This window comes from Nocardia amikacinitolerans NBRC 108937 (genome assembly GCF_001612615.1).
In the GTDB taxonomy this organism is placed as follows: domain Bacteria; phylum Actinomycetota; class Actinomycetes; order Mycobacteriales; family Mycobacteriaceae; genus Nocardia; species Nocardia amikacinitolerans.
The window spans coordinates 270,074-289,425 of record NZ_BDAU01000001.1; the positions used below are offsets into that span (position 1 = coordinate 270,074).

General features: G+C 67.8%; 17 protein-coding genes. 9 read left to right on the forward strand and 8 right to left on the reverse strand.

The features are described 5' to 3' along the window. Positions 1–165: 165 nt before the first annotated feature. Positions 166–1,491, forward strand: coding sequence for a glycoside hydrolase family 1 protein (locus NAM01S_RS01260; RefSeq protein ID WP_067778127.1), 1,326 nt, complete (start codon positions 166–168; stop codon positions 1,489–1,491). 39 nt (positions 1,492–1,530) lie between these two features. Here NAM01S_RS01260 and NAM01S_RS01265 read toward each other — a convergent pair whose 3' ends face one another. Beyond that, positions 1,531–2,853, reverse strand: coding sequence for a PucR family transcriptional regulator (locus NAM01S_RS01265; protein ID WP_084482247.1), 1,323 nt, complete (start codon positions 2,851–2,853; stop codon positions 1,531–1,533). Positions 2,854–2,993: 140 nt separating this feature from the next. After that, the gene (locus tag NAM01S_RS01270) at positions 2,994–4,613 is read right to left on the reverse strand and encodes an amidohydrolase (protein ID WP_157107553.1); all 1,620 of its coding nucleotides are present in this window, start codon (positions 4,611–4,613) and stop codon (positions 2,994–2,996) included. Positions 4,614–4,823: 210 nt separating this feature from the next. On the opposite strand from NAM01S_RS01270, the gene NAM01S_RS01275 reads away from it, so the two are divergent. Next, a complete protein-coding gene (locus tag NAM01S_RS01275) occupies positions 4,824–6,044 on the forward strand; it encodes a cytochrome P450 (protein ID WP_067778129.1) in 1,221 nt (406 codons plus the stop codon). After that, the gene (locus NAM01S_RS01280; RefSeq protein WP_067778130.1) at positions 6,041–6,598 is read left to right on the forward strand and encodes a TetR/AcrR family transcriptional regulator; all 558 of its coding nucleotides are present in this window, start codon (positions 6,041–6,043) and stop codon (positions 6,596–6,598) included. The genes NAM01S_RS01275 and NAM01S_RS01280 overlap by 4 nt, the downstream gene beginning before the upstream one ends. 51 nt (positions 6,599–6,649) lie before the next feature. Here the strand turns inward: NAM01S_RS01280 and ctaD are convergent, their stop codons facing one another. Continuing rightward, positions 6,650–8,410 (reverse strand): aa3-type cytochrome oxidase subunit I, encoded by a 1,761-nt coding sequence (ctaD, locus tag NAM01S_RS01285; protein WP_067778354.1) that lies wholly within the window; start codon positions 8,408–8,410, stop codon positions 6,650–6,652. A 406-nt stretch (positions 8,411–8,816) separates the two neighbouring features. On the opposite strand from ctaD, the gene NAM01S_RS01290 reads away from it, so the two are divergent. Beyond that, entirely contained in the window at positions 8,817–9,545 is a 729-nt protein-coding gene (locus tag NAM01S_RS01290; protein WP_067778131.1) for a TetR/AcrR family transcriptional regulator, read from the forward strand. Positions 9,546–9,561: 16 nt separating this feature from the next. Here NAM01S_RS01290 and NAM01S_RS01295 read toward each other — a convergent pair whose 3' ends face one another. The 3 genes from NAM01S_RS01295 to NAM01S_RS01305 form a co-directional block, all read right to left on the reverse strand. Further along, positions 9,562–10,551: an AurF N-oxygenase family protein gene (locus NAM01S_RS01295; protein WP_067778132.1), complete on the reverse strand. Its 990-nt coding sequence runs from the start codon at positions 10,549–10,551 to the stop codon at positions 9,562–9,564. A gap of 124 nt (positions 10,552–10,675) precedes the next feature. After that, positions 10,676–11,371 (reverse strand): TetR/AcrR family transcriptional regulator, encoded by a 696-nt coding sequence (locus NAM01S_RS01300; protein WP_067778133.1) that lies wholly within the window; start codon positions 11,369–11,371, stop codon positions 10,676–10,678. Positions 11,372–11,406: 35 nt separating this feature from the next. After that, positions 11,407–12,090 (reverse strand): MerR family transcriptional regulator, encoded by a 684-nt coding sequence (locus NAM01S_RS01305; protein ID WP_245909841.1) that lies wholly within the window; start codon positions 12,088–12,090, stop codon positions 11,407–11,409. A gap of 101 nt (positions 12,091–12,191) precedes the next feature. Here NAM01S_RS01305 and NAM01S_RS01310 point away from each other — a divergent pair, with 101 nt between their 5' ends. Next, positions 12,192–13,925, forward strand: a complete 1,734-nt coding sequence (locus tag NAM01S_RS01310) for a GMC oxidoreductase (RefSeq protein ID WP_067778135.1) — start codon at positions 12,192–12,194, stop codon at positions 13,923–13,925. Positions 13,926–13,931: 6 nt separating this feature from the next. On the opposite strand, the gene NAM01S_RS01315 is transcribed toward NAM01S_RS01310, so the two are convergent. Continuing rightward, on the reverse strand, positions 13,932–14,588 hold the full coding sequence (locus tag NAM01S_RS01315; protein ID WP_067778136.1) for a cyclase family protein: 657 nt from the start codon (positions 14,586–14,588) through the stop codon (positions 13,932–13,934). 246 nt (positions 14,589–14,834) lie between these two features. Between NAM01S_RS01315 and NAM01S_RS01320 the strand changes: the two genes are divergently transcribed. The 4 genes from NAM01S_RS01320 to NAM01S_RS01335 all read left to right on the forward strand — a co-directional run bounded on the left by NAM01S_RS01320 (position 14,835) and on the right by NAM01S_RS01335 (position 18,965). Continuing rightward, the gene (locus NAM01S_RS01320; protein WP_067778355.1) at positions 14,835–15,995 is read left to right on the forward strand and encodes a lipase family protein; all 1,161 of its coding nucleotides are present in this window, start codon (positions 14,835–14,837) and stop codon (positions 15,993–15,995) included. After that, positions 15,947–16,567 carry a DUF7144 family membrane protein gene (locus NAM01S_RS37015; protein WP_307188652.1) on the forward strand — a complete coding sequence of 207 codons (621 nt, stop codon included), beginning with the start codon at positions 15,947–15,949 and terminating at the stop codon, positions 16,565–16,567. The genes NAM01S_RS01320 and NAM01S_RS37015 overlap by 49 nt, the downstream gene beginning before the upstream one ends. 75 nt (positions 16,568–16,642) lie before the next feature. Next, positions 16,643–17,890 carry a cation:proton antiporter gene (locus NAM01S_RS01330; RefSeq protein ID WP_067778137.1) on the forward strand — a complete coding sequence of 416 codons (1,248 nt, stop codon included), beginning with the start codon at positions 16,643–16,645 and terminating at the stop codon, positions 17,888–17,890. 160 nt (positions 17,891–18,050) lie between these two features. Continuing rightward, complete coding sequence (locus tag NAM01S_RS01335; RefSeq protein ID WP_067778358.1) at positions 18,051–18,965, forward strand: D-alanyl-D-alanine carboxypeptidase family protein; 915 nt, start codon at positions 18,051–18,053, stop codon at positions 18,963–18,965. A gap of 30 nt (positions 18,966–18,995) precedes the next feature. On the opposite strand, the gene NAM01S_RS01340 is transcribed toward NAM01S_RS01335, so the two are convergent. Next, positions 18,996–19,226: a hypothetical protein gene (locus NAM01S_RS01340; RefSeq protein WP_067778138.1), complete on the reverse strand. Its 231-nt coding sequence runs from the start codon at positions 19,224–19,226 to the stop codon at positions 18,996–18,998. Between the last annotated feature and the right edge of the window lie 126 nt (positions 19,227–19,352).

Here is a 19,352-nt window from a genome sequence, read left to right on the forward strand (position 1 = left end):
TTCCACTTCTCCCCTACCCCGCCGAGAATCCCCACCGCACTCCGCGATCCTCCCCCGATACGGACGGGTGACCAGTTACAGTGTTCGCCGTGGTCCCACCCGACCCGGCGCCCTCCGGCGCCGGAGGTCCACGAGCGCCGACCACCCGTTCGGAACAGGAGTTCGATGCGATCCCCCAGTCGCCGCCACGTCCTGGCCGCCTTCGCAGCCACCACCGCCGCTCTGGTCGTCGGCGGTAGCGCGCCGGCCTACGCCCGTCCCGCTCCGCCCGCGCTGGTGCAGCCGTTCGGCAGCGACTTCCTGTGGGGCGTCGCCGCATCGGGTTATCAGTCGGAAGGTGATGCACCCGACAGCAATTGGTCGCGGTACGTCGCCGCGGGCAAGACCGAGGACCCGTACGAGAACGCCATCGACTTCCACAGCCGCTACCGCTCGGATATCGCGCTGGCCGCCCAGCTCGGCGTGCGGGTGTATCGGATCGGCATCGAATGGGCGCGGCTCCAGCCACGGCCCGGCGAATGGGACGAGGCGGGATTCCGCTTCTACGACAACGTGATCGCCGCGATCCGCGACGCGGGCATGCGACCGATGCTGACCATCGATCACTGGGTCTACCCCGGCTGGGAGGTCGACCGCGGCGGCTGGCGCAATCCGGCGATCGTCGAGGACTGGCTGGCCAACGCCCGGCGAGTGGTCGACAGGTACGCGGACGCGGACCCGCTCTGGGTCACCTTCAACGAGCCGATGATGTACGTGCTCAACGAGCTTCGGCACGGTGGCATCGGCCCCGCCGACGTGCCCGCGATGCACGACCGAATCGCCCGGGCGCACAACGCGATCTACGACCACATCCACGCGGCGCAGCCCGGCGCCATGGTGACGAGCAATGTCGCCTACATCCCCGCGGCCGAGGACGCGGTCAACAAGCCGCTGATCGACAAGATCGCCGGCAAGCTGGACTACATCGGCATCGACTATTACTACGGCCTCTCCCCCGACAACCTCACGGGGATGACGAACTTCACCGAGCTGTGGAAGAACCCGCTCCAGCCCGAGGGCATCTACTATGCGCTGCAACATTATTCGCGCGCGTTTCCCGGCAAGCCGCTCTACATCGTCGAGAACGGCATGCCCACCGAGAACGGTCTGCCACGCTGGGACGCCTACACCCGCGCCGACAACCTGCGCGACACCGTCTACTGGTTGCAGCGCGCCAAGGCAGACGGCATGAATCTGATCGGCTACAACTACTGGAGCCTGACCGACAACTACGAATGGGGCTCCTACACACCGCGTTTCGGCCTCTACACCGTCGACGCGCTGACCGACCCGACGCTGACCCGGCGCCCCACCGACGCCGTCGCGGCCTACCGCGCCATCACCGCCAACGGCGGCGTACCGGCCGACTACCTGCCGACGCGACTGCCGAAGGAATGCTCGTTCGTGGACGCGCTCGCCAGCTGCGCCGATCCGGTGACCGTGCCCCGCTGACCCATCCGCCCGGCGTGCGGCACGGGCCGCGCGCCGGCGTCAGGGGCGTCGTCCGCGCGGGGGCGCCGCGATGTCGTGCACCACGGCTTCCCGTTCGCCACCAGCGTTGTCCGGCTCACCGAAGCCGACGGGCGGGGGCACGTCTCCGGTGCGGTGCGCCCTGGCGACCAAGGCCGAGCGCAGATACCACAGGCCCGAGGCCTGGGTGGGATCGAAGGCGATGAGCTGGCCGATTCGCTTGAGGCGGTAGTCGACGGTGTTGGTGTGCACGTGCAGCAGCCGCGCGGTGCGCTGCCGGTTGAGGTTCGTACTGATGTGCACCTGAAGGGTTTCCAGCAGTTCGGGGTAGTCGTCCAGCGGATCGAGCAGCGAGCCGAGGAAGTCGCGCGCCGGGCCCGGCCGGGTGAGCTGGTACTCCAGCGCCAAGTCGTTGAAGCGATACAGGCCGGACACGCTGTGCATCCGGTGCACCATGTCGAGCAGCTCGTGCGCCTGATCGGCGGCCTGCGGTATGCGTTCCGGGGTCGCCTCCACCGCGCTGGCGCGCACGGGAACCTGGGCGGCCCTGGACAATTGGGCGACCAGCTCGTCGAGCTCCGCGTCGTCGAGGGTGGTGGTCGGGATGAGGATGGTGCCGCCGTCCACGCTCAACAGCGACAGCGCGCTGTCGCCGCAGCGGGTGGCCAGTTCCGCCTGCAACCTGCGTAGCTTGCGGCGGGCGACGACCTTGCTGTCCAGCGTCGGATTCCGCTCGTCGCGGTGTGGCGGCACCGCGAGCGCGAGCACGTGGTAGGAATCCGCGATCTGGATTCCGCATTCGCGGGCCATGGTGGAGGTGCTGTTGCCACCGAGCAGGGCCGAGGTCAGCGTGTGCACGGCCGTGTGGTGTTCGCTCACCACGGCGCGTAGTTCCTTCACGTACGCCACCGAGACCGTCGCGATGATGGTGTCGAGAATGTCCATGAAGCGGCGGGCCACGTTCACCAGGCTCTCGTGGTCCTGGGTGGTGGCGTTGGCCAGGATCAGATCGAAGCCGAGTTTGAAGCCCTCGTGGATGGCGTGCTGGATCGTGTCGATCGGAATGCCCTCGCGCGCCCAGCCCGCGGCGGCCGCTCCGACGCGCTCGATGTCCTCGCCGACCTCGTTGCCGTCCAGCATCCGCACGGCCAGTTCCAGACACACCCGGGTCACGGCGGTTACGTCGCCGCTGAGCGCCTCGCCGGGCAGCGTGCCGCACGGCACGACGTTCTTCACGAAGTGCCCGACCATGCGCTGGGAGAGGGTCCTGGTGTCCTTGAGATGCGTCGAGACCGGACGGCCCGAAACGATGAGATCAGGATCGGCCATGTTGGGAGCGGTCACGAGCGGGTCCTTCCGGCCGGAATTGCACAGCGATCAAACGTAACGGGATTCGCGTGCGCCGTGGGCCGGGTCGAACGTGGATTGTGACACTTGAGTCAATCGGTCCCAGATATTTGTGACTCGCCACAAAATGCGAGGGCTCAGTTTTGAAATGTCGGCTCCCCCGCCAAGTACGTGGCCCGCACCTCGATGTCGGCCAGTTCCGCGGGCGGCACCCGCAGGGGATCCCGATCCAGGACGACCAGATCCGCGTACTTGCCGGGAGTGAGGGACCCGGTGATGTCGTCGGCGAACAGCTGATACGCCGCGTCGATGGTCTGGGCGCGCAGCGCTTGGTCGACGGTGATCCTTTCCGCCGGTGCGAGTACGCGTCCGCTGCGCGAGGTCCGCGTCACCGCGGCGGCCATATTGCGCAACGGCTCCTCCTCGGTGACCGGGCAGTCGTTGTGGAACGACACGCGCATGCCCGCATCGAGTGCCGATCGGGTGCGCACCCAGTTCGCGCCGCGCTCGGGGCCGAACAGGTCGTCGACGAGCACGTCGCCCCAGTAGTAGACGTGATCGACGAACAAACTGCACGTGATGCCGAGTCGCGCGGCACGCCGGAACTGTTCGGGGGTCATCGCACCGCAGTGCTCCAAGCGCAGCCGGTGATCCGGGCGCGGGTGCCGAGCCAGCGCGTTCTCGTAGACGTCGAGGATCGTGTCCACGCCGTGATCGCCGTGCACGTGGCAGGCGATCTGCCAGCCCACCGGGTAGTAGGCGCCCACGATCTGGCGCAGTTGGTCCGCGGTGTAGTTCGCGTGGCCGCGGTGATCGTGCCCGAGTCCGAGGGCGGCCGTCGCGGGGGTGTTCAGATACGGGAACGAGGTGTCGATGTTGCCGACCCACGGTGATCCGTCGACCCAGATCTTGATGCCGATCTGGCGGAACAGGTCGTCGCCGTTCTCCAACGGGCAGTACGACTCCCCGCCCGGATCGGCCATCTCGTAGACCCGCATCCGCACCTTGGCTAGCCGCTGCCGATAGAGCGCGCTGGTCAGCGGGCGCATCTGCTGGGAGAAGGCCATGTCGCTGCACAGCGTGACACCGCGGCTCGCGAGGTCGGCGTGTTCGCGGGCCAGCAGTTCGGGGCCGGAAAGCTGCTCGGCGAGCATGGGTCCGATCACCGACAGCACGGCGGGCGCCTCGTAGACCTTGCCGGTGAGCCGGCCGTAGTCGTCCCTGACGTAGTGCCCGCCCGCCGGATCCGGCATGTCGTCGGAGAGGCCTGCGAAGCGCATGGCCGCGCCGTTCGCCCACGCGAGGTGTCCCGAGTTCTGCCAGATCACGATCGGCCGGTCGGGTCCGAGCTCGTCCAGCCACGCCCTGGTCGGCTCCGGAAAACCCGTCTGCAACAAGACATCCAAGCCGTAGAAGATCAACGGACGGCCCGCCGGAGCCGTGGCGACCGCGCGCAGAATCTCGGCGTGCGCGTCCTCGGCGCTCGGACAGGTAGTGACCGGGCGAATGTCGATCACGGTGTCGGAGTACAACATCTGATCCTGGGTCGGATGGGTGTGCGCCTCCACGAAGCCCGGCATCAGGCAGCGATCGCCCAGCTCGATCATCTCGGTCCCCGACCCGCGCATGGCCAGCACGTCGTCTCCGCCGACCGCGGCAATGCGCCCGTCGGACACCGCGACCGCGCGCGCACCCTCGTGCTCGGGATCCATCGCGAGGATCGTGCCGCCGGTGAAGATCAGATCGGCTGTGCTCAGCGAAACCTCCGTGGAACGGGTCGGGCCAGCGGGCTGGCCGCTTTGCCACTCGATTGCGAAGAGCTTGCGATCTACGACGATAACAGTTGGTAGAGGTACTTCGCGGGGACAAATGATGTTTGCTAGTGGCCCTCCACGGTGCCGAGAAGCACGGAGATTCAGCTGGAACACGTTCTAGACAAAGTGGATTGTTTGTCTTACCGTCGATATATGCAAGCAGGTTTGTCACACAACGGCGTGTTCGAGCTTCGGTCCGGCGACACCTGGCGCGATCCGTGGCCGATGTACGCCGCGTTGCGCGAACACGATCCGGTCCACCATGTGGTTCCGGCGGATCGTCCCGACGAGGACTACTACGTGCTGTCCCGTTTCGCCGACGTCTACGACGCGGTGCGCGACGCCGAGACCTTCTCCTCGGCCTCGGGCATCACGGTCGACTACCACGATCTGGAGAAGATCGGCCTCGGCGAGAACAAGCCGTTCGTGTTCACCGACGCGCCCGATCACACGATCTTCCGTCGCCGGGTGGCCAAGGGCTTCACCCCGCGCCAGGTCGAGGAGATCCGGCCCGCGGTACGGGAATTCGTCGTCGAGCGCATCGAGCGGCTGCGCGAAGCCGGTGGCGGCGACATCTCCGTCGAGCTGTTCAAGCCGCTGCCCACCATGGTGGTCGCGCATTACCTCGGGGTGCCCGCCGCGGATCGGCCGAAGTTCGACGAATGGACCGACAGCATCGTCGCCGCCTCGGCCACCGGCAACGTCTACTCCGCGCAGGCCGCCGTCGGCGAGCTCACGCAGTACTTCACCGCGATGATCGAACGCCGCCGCCTCGAACCGGCCGACGACACCATCACCCACCTGGTGGCCTCCGGCCTCGGCGAACCCGACGACATCCCCGGCATCCTGCAGATCATCGGCTTCGCCTTCACCATGATCACCGGCGGCAACGACACCACCACCGGCAATCTCGGCGGCGCGGTCCAGTTGCTGACCACCTACCCCGACCAGCGCAAGCGGCTGATCGACGATCCGAGCCTCATCCCGGATTCGGTCAACGAGTTCCTGCGGCTGACCTCGCCGGTGCAGAACATGGCCCGCACCGTGACCAGGGACGTGGAGATCGAGGGCGTCACCATTCCGGCGGGCAGGCGGGCGCTGATGCTCTACGCCTCGGCCAACCGCGACGAACGCGAATTCGGCCAGGACGCCGCGGAATTGGACGTCACCCGCAGGCCGAAGACCATCCTCACCTTCGGCCACGGCAACCACCACTGCCTCGGCGCGGCGGCCGCCCGCATGCAGGCCACCATCGCGCTGCAAGAGCTGCTCGCCCGCTGCCCGGACTTCACCGTCGACCTGGACGGCGTCCGCTACGCGGAGGGCAACTACGTGCGCTGGCCGGTGAACGTCCCGTTCGTGGCGAGCGCGTGAACACCGACTGGCTGGCCGAGCAGCGCACCGAACTGGCCGCGCAACGGATCTTGGACGCGGCGGCACGCCTGTTCGCCGAGCGGGGCGTGGCCGATACCCAGATGGCCGATATCGCCAAGGCGGCCGGATGTTCCCGCGCGACGGTCTACCGCTATTTCGAAAATCGGCACGCGGTGCGGCTCGCCTTCGTGCACCGGGAGGCGCGGCGGGTCGGTGCGGCGGTGGTCGCCGAGGTCGACGGGATCGCCGATCCCGGCGAGCGGATCGTGACCGCCATGCTCACCGCGGTGCGCGCGGTCCGCGCCGAACCGCTGCTGATCGCCTGGTTCCGGCCCGCCGACGCGGGACTCGCCGTGGAGATCGGTCAGTCCTCGCAGGTGATCGAGGCGCTCGCGGCCGCCTTCCTGCCGGATTCGATCGGCGGCAACCGGGCGCGGCTGGCGCGGTGGCTGACCCGGCTGATCGTCTCGCTGCTCACCGTCCCCGGCGTCGACGATGCCGACGAACGCGCCATGCTCGAGCATTTCGTCGCGCCGCTGTTCAGCCGCGCCTGACGCACGAAGGCCGCGGACACCCGTGCGGTGTCCGCGGCCTTCGTGGTGCGATCAGACCTCCCGGTCGGCCCCGGCCTCGGCCTCTGCGGTCTCGCCGACGGCTTGGCCGTGCCGCGGCGCACCCCAGCCCACGTGCGCCTCGGCGCGCATTCGATCGATCATGTGCGGGTAGTGCAGCTCGAACGCGGGACGCTCGGAACGGATGCGCGGCAGCTCGTAGAAGTTGTGCCGCGGCGGCGGGCAGGTGGTGGCCCATTCCAGCGAATTGCCGTAGCCCCACGGATCGTCCACCGTGACGGGTTCGCCGTACCGCGCGCTCTTGAAGACGTTCCAGACGAACGGCAGCAGCGAGGCGCCCAGGATGAACGAGCCGATGGTGGACACCGTGTTCAGGCCGGTGAATCCGTCCGACGGCAGATAGTCGGCGTAGCGGCGCGGGAAGCCCTCGTTGCCGAGCCAGTGCTGTACCAGGAAGGTCATGTGGAAGCCGATGAAGGTGGTCCAGAAGTGCCACTTGCCGAGCCGTTCGTCGAGCATGCGGCCGGTCATCTTCGGGAACCAGAAGTAGATGCCCGCGTACGTCGCGAAGGCGATGGTGCCGAAGAGCACATAGTGGAAGTGCGCGACCACGAAGTACGAGTCGGACACGTGGAAGTCCAGCGGCGGGCTGGCCAGGATCACGCCGGACAGGCCGCCGAACAGGAACGTGACGATGAAGCCGATCGAGAACAGCATCGGCGTCTCGAAGGTCAGCTGGCCGCGCCACATGGTGCCGATCCAGTTGAAGAACTTCACGCCGGTGGGCACCGCGATGAGGAAGGTCATGAACGAGAAGAACGGCAGCAGCACCGCGCCGGTGGCGAACATGTGGTGCGCCCACACCGCGACCGAGAGCGCGGCGATGCCGAGGGTCGCGTAGACCAGCGTCGTGTAGCCGAAGATCGGCTTCCGGGAGAAGACCGGGAAGATCTCCGAGACGATGCCGAAGAACGGCAGCGCGATGATGTAGACCTCGGGGTGGCCGAAGAACCAGAACAGATGCTGGTAGAGGATCACTCCGCCGGTGGCCGGATCGTAGATGTGCCCGCCGAGGTGGCGATCGTAGGCGATCGCGAACAGCGCGGCGGTGAGGATCGGGAACGCGAGCAGGATCAGCACGCTGGTGACGACGATGTTCCAGGTGAAGATCGGCAAGCGGAACATGGTCATGCCCGGTGCGCGCAGCACGACCACGGTCGTGATCATGTTGACCGCACCGAGGATGGTGCCCAGACCCGAGACAGCCAAGCCGAGGATCCACAGATCACCGCCGACGCCCGGCGAGTGCATCATGTCGCTGAGGGGCTGGTACGCGGTCCAACCGAAATCGGCCGCACCGCCCGGCGTCACGAAGCCCGCGGTCGCCATGCTCGCGCCGAACAGGTACAGCCAGTAGCTGAAGGCGTTGAGGCGCGGGAAGGCCACGTCGGGCGCGCCGATCTGCAGCGGCAAAATCAGATTGGCGAACGCGAACACCACGGCCGTCGCGTAGAACAGCAGCATGATCGTGCCGTGCATGGTGAACAGCTGGTTGAACTGCTCGGTGGACAGGAACTGCATGCCGGGCCTGGCCAGTTCGCCGCGCATCAGCAGCGCCATCAGGCCGCCGATCATGAAGAACGACATCGACGTGACGAGGTACATCTGGCCGAGCACCTTCGGGTCGGTCGTGGTGACCAACTTCAGGACGAACGCGCCCTTCGGTCCCACCCGCCTCGGGTACGGCCGGACGGCCTCGAGTTCCGACTCCGGCCTGGGAGCTACGGCAGTCACCACATCCTCCTCGCGCGTCAGATTCCGGTCCGTAGCTCGTGTCTCCGCTGCGGATCCCCACGATCGAACGACGGCGAGCATACGCCGGGCAATTACGCAAGAGTGGAGTTTCGGGCACCTTGTTGCCGTGTCGTTGTGTGCCGTCCGACCTGCGTAAATGTGAACCGCATACTTTTGTCTCGCGGCGCGGTTCCCGGTCGATTCCCGGTGACACACCGCGCCGACCGCGATTCACCAGTGAACCGCGCGCCACTCGGTTAGGGTCGGCACGTCATGACCGCCGGGCTCGGTGCCCTCGCGACACCACCCTGCGGGTCCGGCGGTCATGACCATCCCCCACCTCGCGGTGTCGAGATCCGCGACACCACCCGGGATCTCGGCCGTGTTCTAGACTCGAGCCGTGCCGATGTCCTCGTCACCCGCCCCGCAGCCCACCGGTGGCAGGCAGGCGCGCTGGCAGCCGCACAACACTCGGCGGCGCGAACGCATCGTGACGGCCCTGATCGAGTTGATCGAAGAGACGCCGATGGGCGTCGAGGTCTCGATGCAGCGGATCACCGAGCGCTCCGGATTGTCGAAATCGGTGGTGTACCGCCAATTCTCGGGCCGCGACGAACTCGACCGGCGGACCAGGACGACGATCGGCGATCGGTTCACCGACGACATCGACGCCGCGCTCGACATCTCCGACGGCTCCATCCACGTGATCCTGCGCCGCACCATCGCCGCGGTCGTGGACTGGATCGACCAGCACGCGCGCCTCTACGACTTCCTGCGCCGCGGTCCCGCGCTCGGCGACCCCGACGACGTGGACGGCGTCAGCAGCCTGAAGGACCGGATCGCGGCACGCACCCGTCAGCTGGTCTCCGGCCTTGCCGGGGTCGTCGGCGTGGTGGACGAGGCGGCCGCGGACACGATGACCTTCGCCATCGTGTCCATGACGGAGGCCACCGTGTCGCGCTGGGCGCGCGCTCCGGAACGCTCGATGAGCCGCGACGAACTCGTCGCCGAGCTGGCCGGTTACACGTGGAGCGTGCTGGACGGGGTGGCGCGGGCGCACCGTCTCACGCTGGACCCCGACGAACCGCTGCTCGCCGCACTCACCCGGTTGGCGAGCGTCGACAGTTCGTCCTGACGCGCCGCGAAAAGCCTTACGCGATACGGCGTTCGGGCTCGCTCCGGTAGCGCGCGGCGTCGCCGTCGATGTGCAGCATCGACCACACCCGCTTGGTGACCGGGTTCATCAAACCCAGCTCACCGGCGAGCTTGCGAATGTCGCCGAAGTAGCCGGACAGGATCCTGCGCGACTGCGGTCCATGCCAGAACGCCTCGCGGAACACCTCGCGCGGGATGCCGAACTCCTTGGCGAACGAGCGCGGCGGCACCATGATCTCCCCGGCCAGCCACCGCATGGCCAGCGGAAAAGCCAAGGCGCACACCGCTTTACCCGCCGGACTCATCCGTTCGATATGCGCCTCGAGGAACTCGTTGGCGAAGGAGATATGCCGCGCCTCCTCGGCGATGTGGATCTCCATGGTGCGCAGCACGGCGGGCGGGATGTTGCCGCCGTCGCGGATGATCGCCTTCTGGTAGTGGTCGATCGGTTCCTCGCCGCCGAGGATGCCGATGAACAGGATGACGTGCGCGTAGCCGCCCGCAACGCCGATCAGCGGGGACAGCGCGCGGAAGACCGGCCGCATGCCGGGCACATCCACGCCGATCCGGTTGACCAGCTCCTGGAACATCTGGATGTGGTTGCACTCTTCGGTCATCTCGTGCAGGCAGTAACGGAACTCCGGAGAGCCGTTGGGCAGCTTCATGATGTACTGCATCATTCCGCGGATCAGCACGCTCTCGAAGGCCGCGCCCACCTTGATCACGTTCGCCGTGCGCCACCGGCCGATCTCGATCTGCCGCTCCTGCGGCAGGTTTCGGTACCAGTCGGTCGCGCCGAGCGGATCGAATTCCGGGGACAGGATCCAGCGCGGATCGTCCTTGTCGATCGCGAATTCGGGCCCGTCCCAGTCGATGTCCAGGTACGGGTCGAACTTCCGGTGCACCGAACCCTCGGACAGGGTGTCCAGCGTCTCCCAGTACTCCCGATCGAACAGTCCGGTACGAACCGATTCGGACAGCGTCATCGATGCCTCCTCGCTCCGGCCGGCGCTGGGGCGCCGGCACTGCGCACGCTCCTCGCGTGTTGTGATCCAGAATATATGGGACCGTCAGTCCCACACAATGGGGCGGGAGGGGTTTGTTCGACGGTCAGGCGGGGAAACCGAGCAGGTCCAGCAGGTTGTCCAGGACGAGCTCGAACAGCTCGGTGCGGTCGGCGAAGGTGTCGCGGCCGTACATGTCGAACACGTCGAAGCTCACCGCGCCGAACAGCGCGCTCCACACCGCGACGCCGCGCACCACCAACCAGTCCGGCACGTCCAGGTCGAATTCGTCGCGGACTCCGGCGAAGCTGCCCGCCAACGCGGTCGATACGCGCACCGGGCGGGACGGCTCCCGCAAGCGGCCCGCCCCATGCGCGTCGGCGAAGATCCGCAGCAGCGTGGCGATCACTCGCACACCGGGATCGACGGTCTGGTCGGCGGGCGCCTCGTATCCCGGCACCGGCGAGCCGAAAAGCAGTCCATACCAAGCGGGTTCGGCCAGCGCCCAGGCGCGCACCGCGCGGCCCGCCACCCGCAGCCGCTCCGCGGGATCGGCGGGCGCGGCGGTGAGTGCGTCGTCCACGGCGTCGCCGAGGGCGTTGTAGCCGTCCACCACGAGCAGGGTCAGCAGTTCGTCACGGCTGCGCACGTACCGGTACACCGCCGAGGAGACCACACCGAGATCGCGGGCCACCGCGCGCAGCGACAGCGCCGCGGCGCCGTGCGTGGCGAGGTGCTCGCGGCCGATCCGTTTGATGTCCTCCATCGTCTGGGCTCGTGCCCTCGCGCGCGGCGTCGTCATGGGTGTCACTTTAGTGAACACCGCTCGCGGATCCGTCAGCCGTCCAGTTCGCGGACCGCGCGCTCGATCTCGTCGGCCAAGGTCGCGCCGCCGACCTCCCACGCGGCGGCGCGGAAACGTTCGCGGAACCGGCTCAGGTCCGTGCCGATGCCCTCGCCGCCGTAGCTCGTCGCCGCCGCGTCGCGGAACGTGCGCACCATCTCGTCGGCGAGATCGGCGATCCTGGCGCGGATGAGTTTGCGCAGCGCACCGCTGAGGGTGATGTCGGTGCCGACGTCGTAGAGGATCAGCGCGCCCTTGAGCATCGGCTGGTCGGGAATGCGCCAGCCTTCCCCGCACCGCTCGACGTATTGGGCTGCGACGAGTTCGTCGAGAATCTCGGCGCGGCGATCGCCGAGCAGGGACGACAGTTCGTCGTCGTCGATCACCACCGACTGATCCGCCGCACCCGGATACCGCGGATCGAGCACCGAGCGCCAGTCGGCGTTGGCGCCACGCTGGGCTTCGGCGTCGAACACCTCCCGGATCGCCTCCAGGCGCAACCCGCGCGCCTGCATACCGGAGATGTCGCGCAACCGATCCAGATGCTCGTCGGTGTACACCGCCTCCTTGCCCGCGCGGCCGGGTTTCGGCAGCACACCGAGCGAGTGGTAGTAGCGGATGGTGCGCGCCGGTACACCGCTGAGATCGGCCAGCTGAAGACGGCTGTATCGGGACACGCGACTCAGCATAGATACCCCGGTCGACTCCTCGTTGACAGCTCCTACTGTCCGCATTAGCGTAACGCGGGTCACTGCCGACCGTTCGAGGAGTCCCGCGCATGTCCCAGCGAACAACCGACTTCGATGTGCTCATCGTCGGTTCCGGTTTCGGCGGCAGCGTGACCGCGCTGCGCCTTGTGGAGAAGGGGTACAAGGTCTGCGTGCTCGAGGCGGGTCAGCGCTTCGCCGACGACGAACTGCCCAAGACCAGCTGGGACCTGCGCAAGTTCCTGTGGGCGCCCGCGCTCGGCTGCTACGGCATTCAGCGCATCCACCTGCTGCGCGACGTGCTGATCCTCGGCGGCGCCGGTGTCGGCGGCGGTTCGCTGAACTACGCCAACACCCTCTACGTTCCGCCGGAGCCGTTCTTCCAGGACCCGCAGTGGCGCGAGATGACGGACTGGCGCTCGGAACTCACGCCCTACTACGAGCAGGCCCAGAAGATGCTCGGCGTGGTGCGCAATCCGCACATGACACCCGCCGACGAGGTCTTCAAGAAAGTCGCCGAGGACATGGGCGTCGGTGACACCTTCGTGCAGACACCGGTCGGCGTGTTCTTCGGTGAGCCGGGCAAGACCGTGGCCGACCCCTACTTCGGCGGTGTCGGGCCCGAGCGCACCGGCTGCGTGGAATGCGGCGACTGCATGGTCGGCTGCAAGTTCGGCGCCAAGAACACGCTCGTCAAGAACTATCTGTACCTGGCAGAGCAGGCAGGCGCCGAGGTCGTCCCGATGACCACGGTCACCGCGCTGCGGCCGCTGCCCGACGGCACCTGGGACGTGGAGACCAAGCGCACCGGCAAGCTGCTCCGCAAACAGCCCAAGACGTACACGGCCGCGCACGTGGTGCTCGCCGCGGGCACCCGAGGCACCCAGAAGCTGCTGTTCGACATGCGCGACAAGGGCGTGCTGCCCGGGCTCTCCCCGCGGCTCGGCGTGCTGACCCGCACCAATTCCGAGTCGATCGTCGGCGCGGCGACCAGGAAGGTCACCCCCGGTGTCGACTTCACCAAAGGCGTGGCGATCACGTCCTCGATCCACCCGACGCCCGACACCCACATCGAACCCGTCCGCTACGGCAAGGGCTCCAATTCGATGGGCCTGCTGCAGACGCTGATGGTCGACGGCGGCGGCCGCATCCCGCGCTGGCTGCGGTTCCTGTTGCTCGTCCTGCGCCACCCGCTGCACCTGTTCCAGTTCCTGAGTACCAAGAACTGGAGCGAGCGCACCATCATCTCGCTGGTGATGCAGCACCTGGACAACTCGATCACCACCTACACCAAGCGCGGTGTGTTCGGGCGCAAGCTCACCTCGAAACAGGGCCACGGCCAACCGAATCCGACGTGGATCCCGGTCGGCAACGAGGTCACGCGCAAGGTGGCCGACGAGATCGGCGGCATCGCGGGCGGCAGCTGGGGCGAGATCTTCAACATCCCGCTCACCGCCCACTTCCTCGGCGGCGCCACCATCGGCGCCGACCCGGAGCACGGCGTCATCGACGGCTACCACCGCGTCTTCGGCTATCCGACGCTGAGCGTGGTGGACGGCGCGGCGGTCTCGGCCAACCTCGGCGTGAACCCGTCGCTGACCATCACCGCGCAGGCCGAGCGGGCCGCGGCCTATTGGCCGAACAAGGGCGAGGTGGACACCAGGCCGTCGCAAAGCGAGGGGTACCAGCGGATTTCGCCGGTCGCCCCGGTCAAGCCGGTGGTGCCTGCCGGCTCGCCCGCCGCGCTCGTGTTGCCGATCGTTCCGGTGCGCCCGGCGAACCAGGAGACCCCGGCCGCGGGCTGAGCGGCGCTACCAGTCGGTCCAAGCGACGGCGCGCACCGGGAACGAGCCGGTTCCGTGCACCGGCGCGGGCAGCGCGACCAGCTTGGCGCCGATGTCGGGCACCGCGTCGAGGTTCGTCATCTGCTCGATGATCGGGATTCCCGCGCCGAGCAGGGTGTGGTGACACGGCCGCGTCGGCAGGGACGTGTCGTCGATGTCGAGCGAGTCGATGCCGACCAGCGCCACATTGGCGGCCACCAGCGCGTCCGCGACCTCGCCGACCAGGAACGGATGCCCGGGCCCCTGATACGAGGCCGAACCCCAGCGGGACGACCATCCGGTGTGCACGAGCACCGCCTTGCCCCACAGCCGGGCGGGGTCGCCGAGCAGATCCGGCCCCACCGCACGGATCCCCGTCGCACGGATCATCACGATCGGCACATCGAACAGCCGCTCGAGTGGTAGCTCGGCGATGTCGCCGCCCTCGGCGTGGAAATGAAAGGGCGCGGCGAGGTAGGTGCCGGTGTGGCCGACCATGTCCACGCGGGCGATCTCGTAGGCCATGTCGATCAGCGGCGATTGCGTACGCGAGATGTCCGGGGTGACTCGCGGACGCGGCAGGCCCGGGTAGGTGAGCATGCCGTCCGAGATCGGATGGGACAGCTCCACGACCGACTTGCTCATGCCGGCGACGGTACCGGCCGGGAGCCAGGGCCTCGAGGCAGCGCGGTCGAAACGCGATTTTCCGGCGCGCTCCGGTCCACTGCGGCGTGTCGCTGGGAGTTTGCCGACAAGGGCATTTGAATGCTGGTTGCTCGTCGACGTATCCGTGCTCTCCCCTGGAGGTCAGAGGTCGTGACTCGTAGGTTTTCCCTGTTCCCCGGCCATGGATGCAACCGCGTGACCCACGTCCTCGGCACGCTCGGCGGTATGGCGCTGGGTGTACTGCTGGCGACGACGGCAACCGCGGGACCGCTGTATCCGGTACCCGATCCGGACCCGTTCTACGCCGCACCGGCGGACCTGGCCGCGCACCGACCCGGTGACGTGCTGGACGTGCGGGGCTTGCCGCCGCTGCCGCTCTTCCCCGGCGCCACCGTCCGGCAGGTCGAGTTCCGGTCCACCGACTCGCACGGCAACCCGATCGCCGCGACAACGACGATCCTCACCCCCCTCGGCAACCGGCCGGACGCGCCGCTGCTGTCGTATCAACACTTCATCAACTCGCTCGGCAGCCATTGCGCGGTGTCACGCAGGCTCTACGACCACGATGTGAATCTGACGCTGACCATGCCGATTCTCAACGTCGCGTTGCAGCGGGGCTGGAGTATCGCGCTGCCGGATCATCTCGGTCCGCAGTTCGCCCTCGGCGCCGCTCGCCTCGGTGGCCAGATCACCTTGGACGGCATTCGCGCGGTCAAACGACTACCCGAACTCGGTCTGGCGAACAGCCCGGTGGGAATGGTGGGCTACTCGGGCGGCGGCATCGCCACCTCGTGGGCGGCGGCGCTGCAACCGACGTACGCGCCCGAGTTGAGGCTCGCGGGCGCCGCCATCGGCGGCGTGCCGATGAACTTGTGGACCATGGCGGAGGCGTTGGGCTACGACCCGCACCCGGCCTTCGGGCTGGCCATGGCGGTGGCGATCGGTCTGGAACGGGAGTACCCGGACCGGCTGCCGCTCGGCGCGCATCTCAATCCCCGCGGCCTCGCGGTCCGCGATGCGATGGCCAACAGCTGCACCAACGAACTGCTCGCCATCGGCGCCAACACCGGTGCGCGCGACTACGCCTCCAACCCCTTCTTCGACATGCCAGGCGATGCCAGGGCGGTCGTCGAGGAGAACAGCTTGGAACTGTACCCCGGCGTGCCGGAAATCCCGGTGTTCGAATGGCATTCGCCGAGTGACCCGCTGATTCCGGTCGGCTCCATCGTCAACACCGACCGTCGCTGGTGCGACGCGGGGGTGCAGTTGGCAACGCTGCGCGTAGACGTTCCCGAGCATCTGTCCGCGGCGTTGGCAGGCGCGCCCCAGGCGATGACGTGGCTGAACGCCCGGATCGAGGGCGAGCCCGCCCCGAGGAACTGCTGACCGTCGTCAGTGAGATCGTCACCGCCGGTTGCCATTCGATCGGCGGATCGCGCAGCGGCCCGCGTGGTGAGTCCACCTCGCGGGCCGCTGCGGCGTTTGCCCAGGATTCCATCGTCCGCACCGCCGAAAAGGAGACGACCATGACCGGCGAGACGTCCGCTACGAACAAAGTCCCGCCCGAGGAAGAGCCCTTCCAGCGGCAGAGCGTGGCAATGGGGATATCCCTCATCGCCGCGTCCATGCTGCTGATTCTCGCGGTGACCTCGATTCTGGAGGGCATCTCCGCACTGGTGGACGACGAGCTCTACGTGGCGGGTGTCGACTACGTCTACAAGTTCGACACGACGACATGGGGTTGGATCCATCTGGCGCTCGGCGTCCTGGCGCTGATCTGCGCTCTCGGAGTGATTTTCGGAACCGCGTGGGGTCGGTACAGCGCGCTGGGGATCGCGGCGTTGGTGATCCTCGCGAATTTCCTCTCCCTGCCCCACTACCCCTGGTGGTCCATCGTGGTCATCGCGTTGAGCGTGGCGGTCATCTGGGCTCTCACGACCTGGCAGCCCGAACACTGACGGTCGTCCGAGCGGGGTGGTCGACCCGTATCGCGTGCCGAGGCGAGACAGCGGTTGCGAGAAGGTGGTGACGCCATGACGTGGGCACTACCCGCGATCGCCGCGGTGCTGCTTCTCTTCGCGGCGATCTCCGGGCGGGTCGCGGGCACACCGATCACCGGACCGATCGTCTTCACCGTCGGCGGTGTCGTCCTCGGTGGCACGGTGTTCGGGCTCGTCGAGGTGGAAAGCACCGCCGAAACCGTCAGACTACTCGCCGAGATCACCCTGGCACTGGTGCTGTTCTCCGACGCCGCCCGAGTGGACCCGACCGAACTGCGCGCCGAGATCGCCCTGCCCGCACGACTGCTCGGCATCGGCCTGCCGTTGACGATTCTCGCGGGGTTCGGCGCCGGGCTCCTCGTGCTCGACGACCTGACCTGGCCCGAAGCGCTCCTGCTCGCGGTGATCCTGGCCCCCACCGACGCCGCGCTCGGACAGGTTGTCGTCACACTCAGGGAGGTGCCCGCACGCGTCCGGCAAGGCTTGAATGTCGAAAGCGGTCTCAACGACGGAATCTGCGTGCCCTTGTTCCTGGTCGCACTGGCGCTCGCCCAAAGCGAGGCCGGTGCGATCGGCCACGGCGCTGCCGCCCAGTTGGTCGCCGAGCAGATCGGGTACGGCGTCGTGGCCGGTGTCGGGACCGGAGCGATCGCCGCCGCGGTTCTTGTCACTGCCGAGCGGCACCACACGATCGAGCGCGCCTGGGCGCAGATCGTTCCCGTCACGGCGGCCGCGCTCGCCTACACCGTCGCCGTGCCGGTCGGCGGGTCCGGTTTCATCGCGGCCTTCGTCGGCGGACTGACCTTCGGAGCGATCGCCCGGCGCTACGCGCCCCGTGCCGCCCCGGACGGCCTGCTCGAAGAGGCCGGTGACCTGTTCAGCGCGGTGACCTTCATCGTGTTCGGCGCCGTGCTGCTCGGCACCGCGCTGGATCACCTGTCCTGGACCGTATTCGGCTACGCGGTGCTCAGCTTGACCGTCGTCCGGATGATCCCCGTCGCGTTGTCGCTGATCGGCACCCATGCCCGTGCCCCGACCATCGCTTTCCTCGGCTGGTTCGGTCCCCGTGGGCTGGCCACCATCGTCTTCGTCATCCTGGTCCTGCAGGAGAACCGGGAACTGCCCCACCAAGATTCGCTCCTCACCACCGCTGTCGTCACGGTCGGACTTTCGGTGCTCGCACACGGACTCAGCGCGGCGCCGCTTGCTCGGCGCTACGCCGACTGGTTTCAGCGGCACCCGCGCGTGGAAAACCGTCCAGCGCCGGATGCGGCCGACTGACCGGGTCGGAGCCGGGCAGGACCGGCCGGTACCAACGTGAATCGCCTTTGGCCGTCAATGGGCAGCGTCCATGATCAGCCGATTGTGCCGCCGGAGCCGCGCGGAAATCCGGATGGCGAAATCCCGCTGATCGATGAGGGCGAACGGCACAATGTGGGCCATGCGCACATTTGCCCGATTGTTGCAGGCTGTCGTCGCCGGAGCGTTGGTCGTGGCAGCCAGTCATGGTGTCGCGACGGCACCCGCGGCGAGCATGCCCCATATCCAGTTGCCCTGGCTGACTTCCGGGCCGGACGGAGTGCAGGCGACGGGGGCGGTGCTGGCAGACGGATTCACCGGCACGGCACTGTGGTCGCGACAGCCGGACACTCCCGTCCCGATAGCCAGCATCACCAAGGTGATGACGGCGGTGGTCGTGATCGACGCGGGCGACCTCGATCGGGCGATCACCGTGCCGCACGAAGCGATCGGCTACTGCGTCAGGCACGACGGCAGCACTGCGGGCCTTGCCCCCGGCGAGGTGCTCACCGCGCGACAGCTCCTCTACGCGCTGATGCTGCCCTCGGGCTGCGACGCCGCCTACGCCCTCGCCGAGGAATACGGGCCCGGCCAAGACGCCTTCATCGGAAGGATGAACGATCTCGCGCGCCACATGGGCTTGGCGGGAACACAATTCACCGACCCCAGCGGACTGCCCGTCCCCGACGATCACTCCAACCACTCCACACCGGCGGACCTGGTGGCCCTCGGCCTGCGCGCGATGCGCCTGCCGGTGTTCCGCGAGATCGTCAGCGCGCAAACCCATCACGTGCCCGCGGGCCCGAGCAACCGCGAACACTTCTGGCGGACCACGAACCGGCTGCTGCGCGACTACCCCGGCACCATCGGCATCAAAACCGGATGGACCGACGCCGCGGGAACCTGCCTGCTGTTCGAAACGGTCCGGGCGGGAATACCGCTGATCGGCGTGGTCCTGCACAGCTCGGCCCACAGCGACGTCATCGCGAAAGACGATGCCGCGCGCATGCTGAACTGGGCTTACGACCCGGTCCTGAGCGTGCTGCCGATTCGTTAGCGCCGCCGCAGGCCTGTCGATCCCGGCGCGTCACTCGGGCGGCTCGTGCGGTTCGACGTCGAGGACGTAGTCGAGCGCCCGCAACTCATCGGCGAGAACGCCGGTGCAGGAGACGACAACGCGGTCCGCGCCGCAGAGCTGGACGACCTCGGCGGAGGCGGTCTCGAGCCAATCGAAGAGCCTCGCCCGGTTTCCGCCCGCGGCCTCGGTGTGGTGCGCGGGATCGAGTCGGACGAGATAGGTACGGCGCTGCGCTGGCATGGACCCACTCCTCGGTCGTTGGACAGACGTTGGAAGGTGATGCGGTTGGGTGGCCGGGGCCACTACTTCACGCTAGTCCCCCCGCCGTAGCACCGTGGCACAAAGCGGCGTTGCCTCCGGCCATTC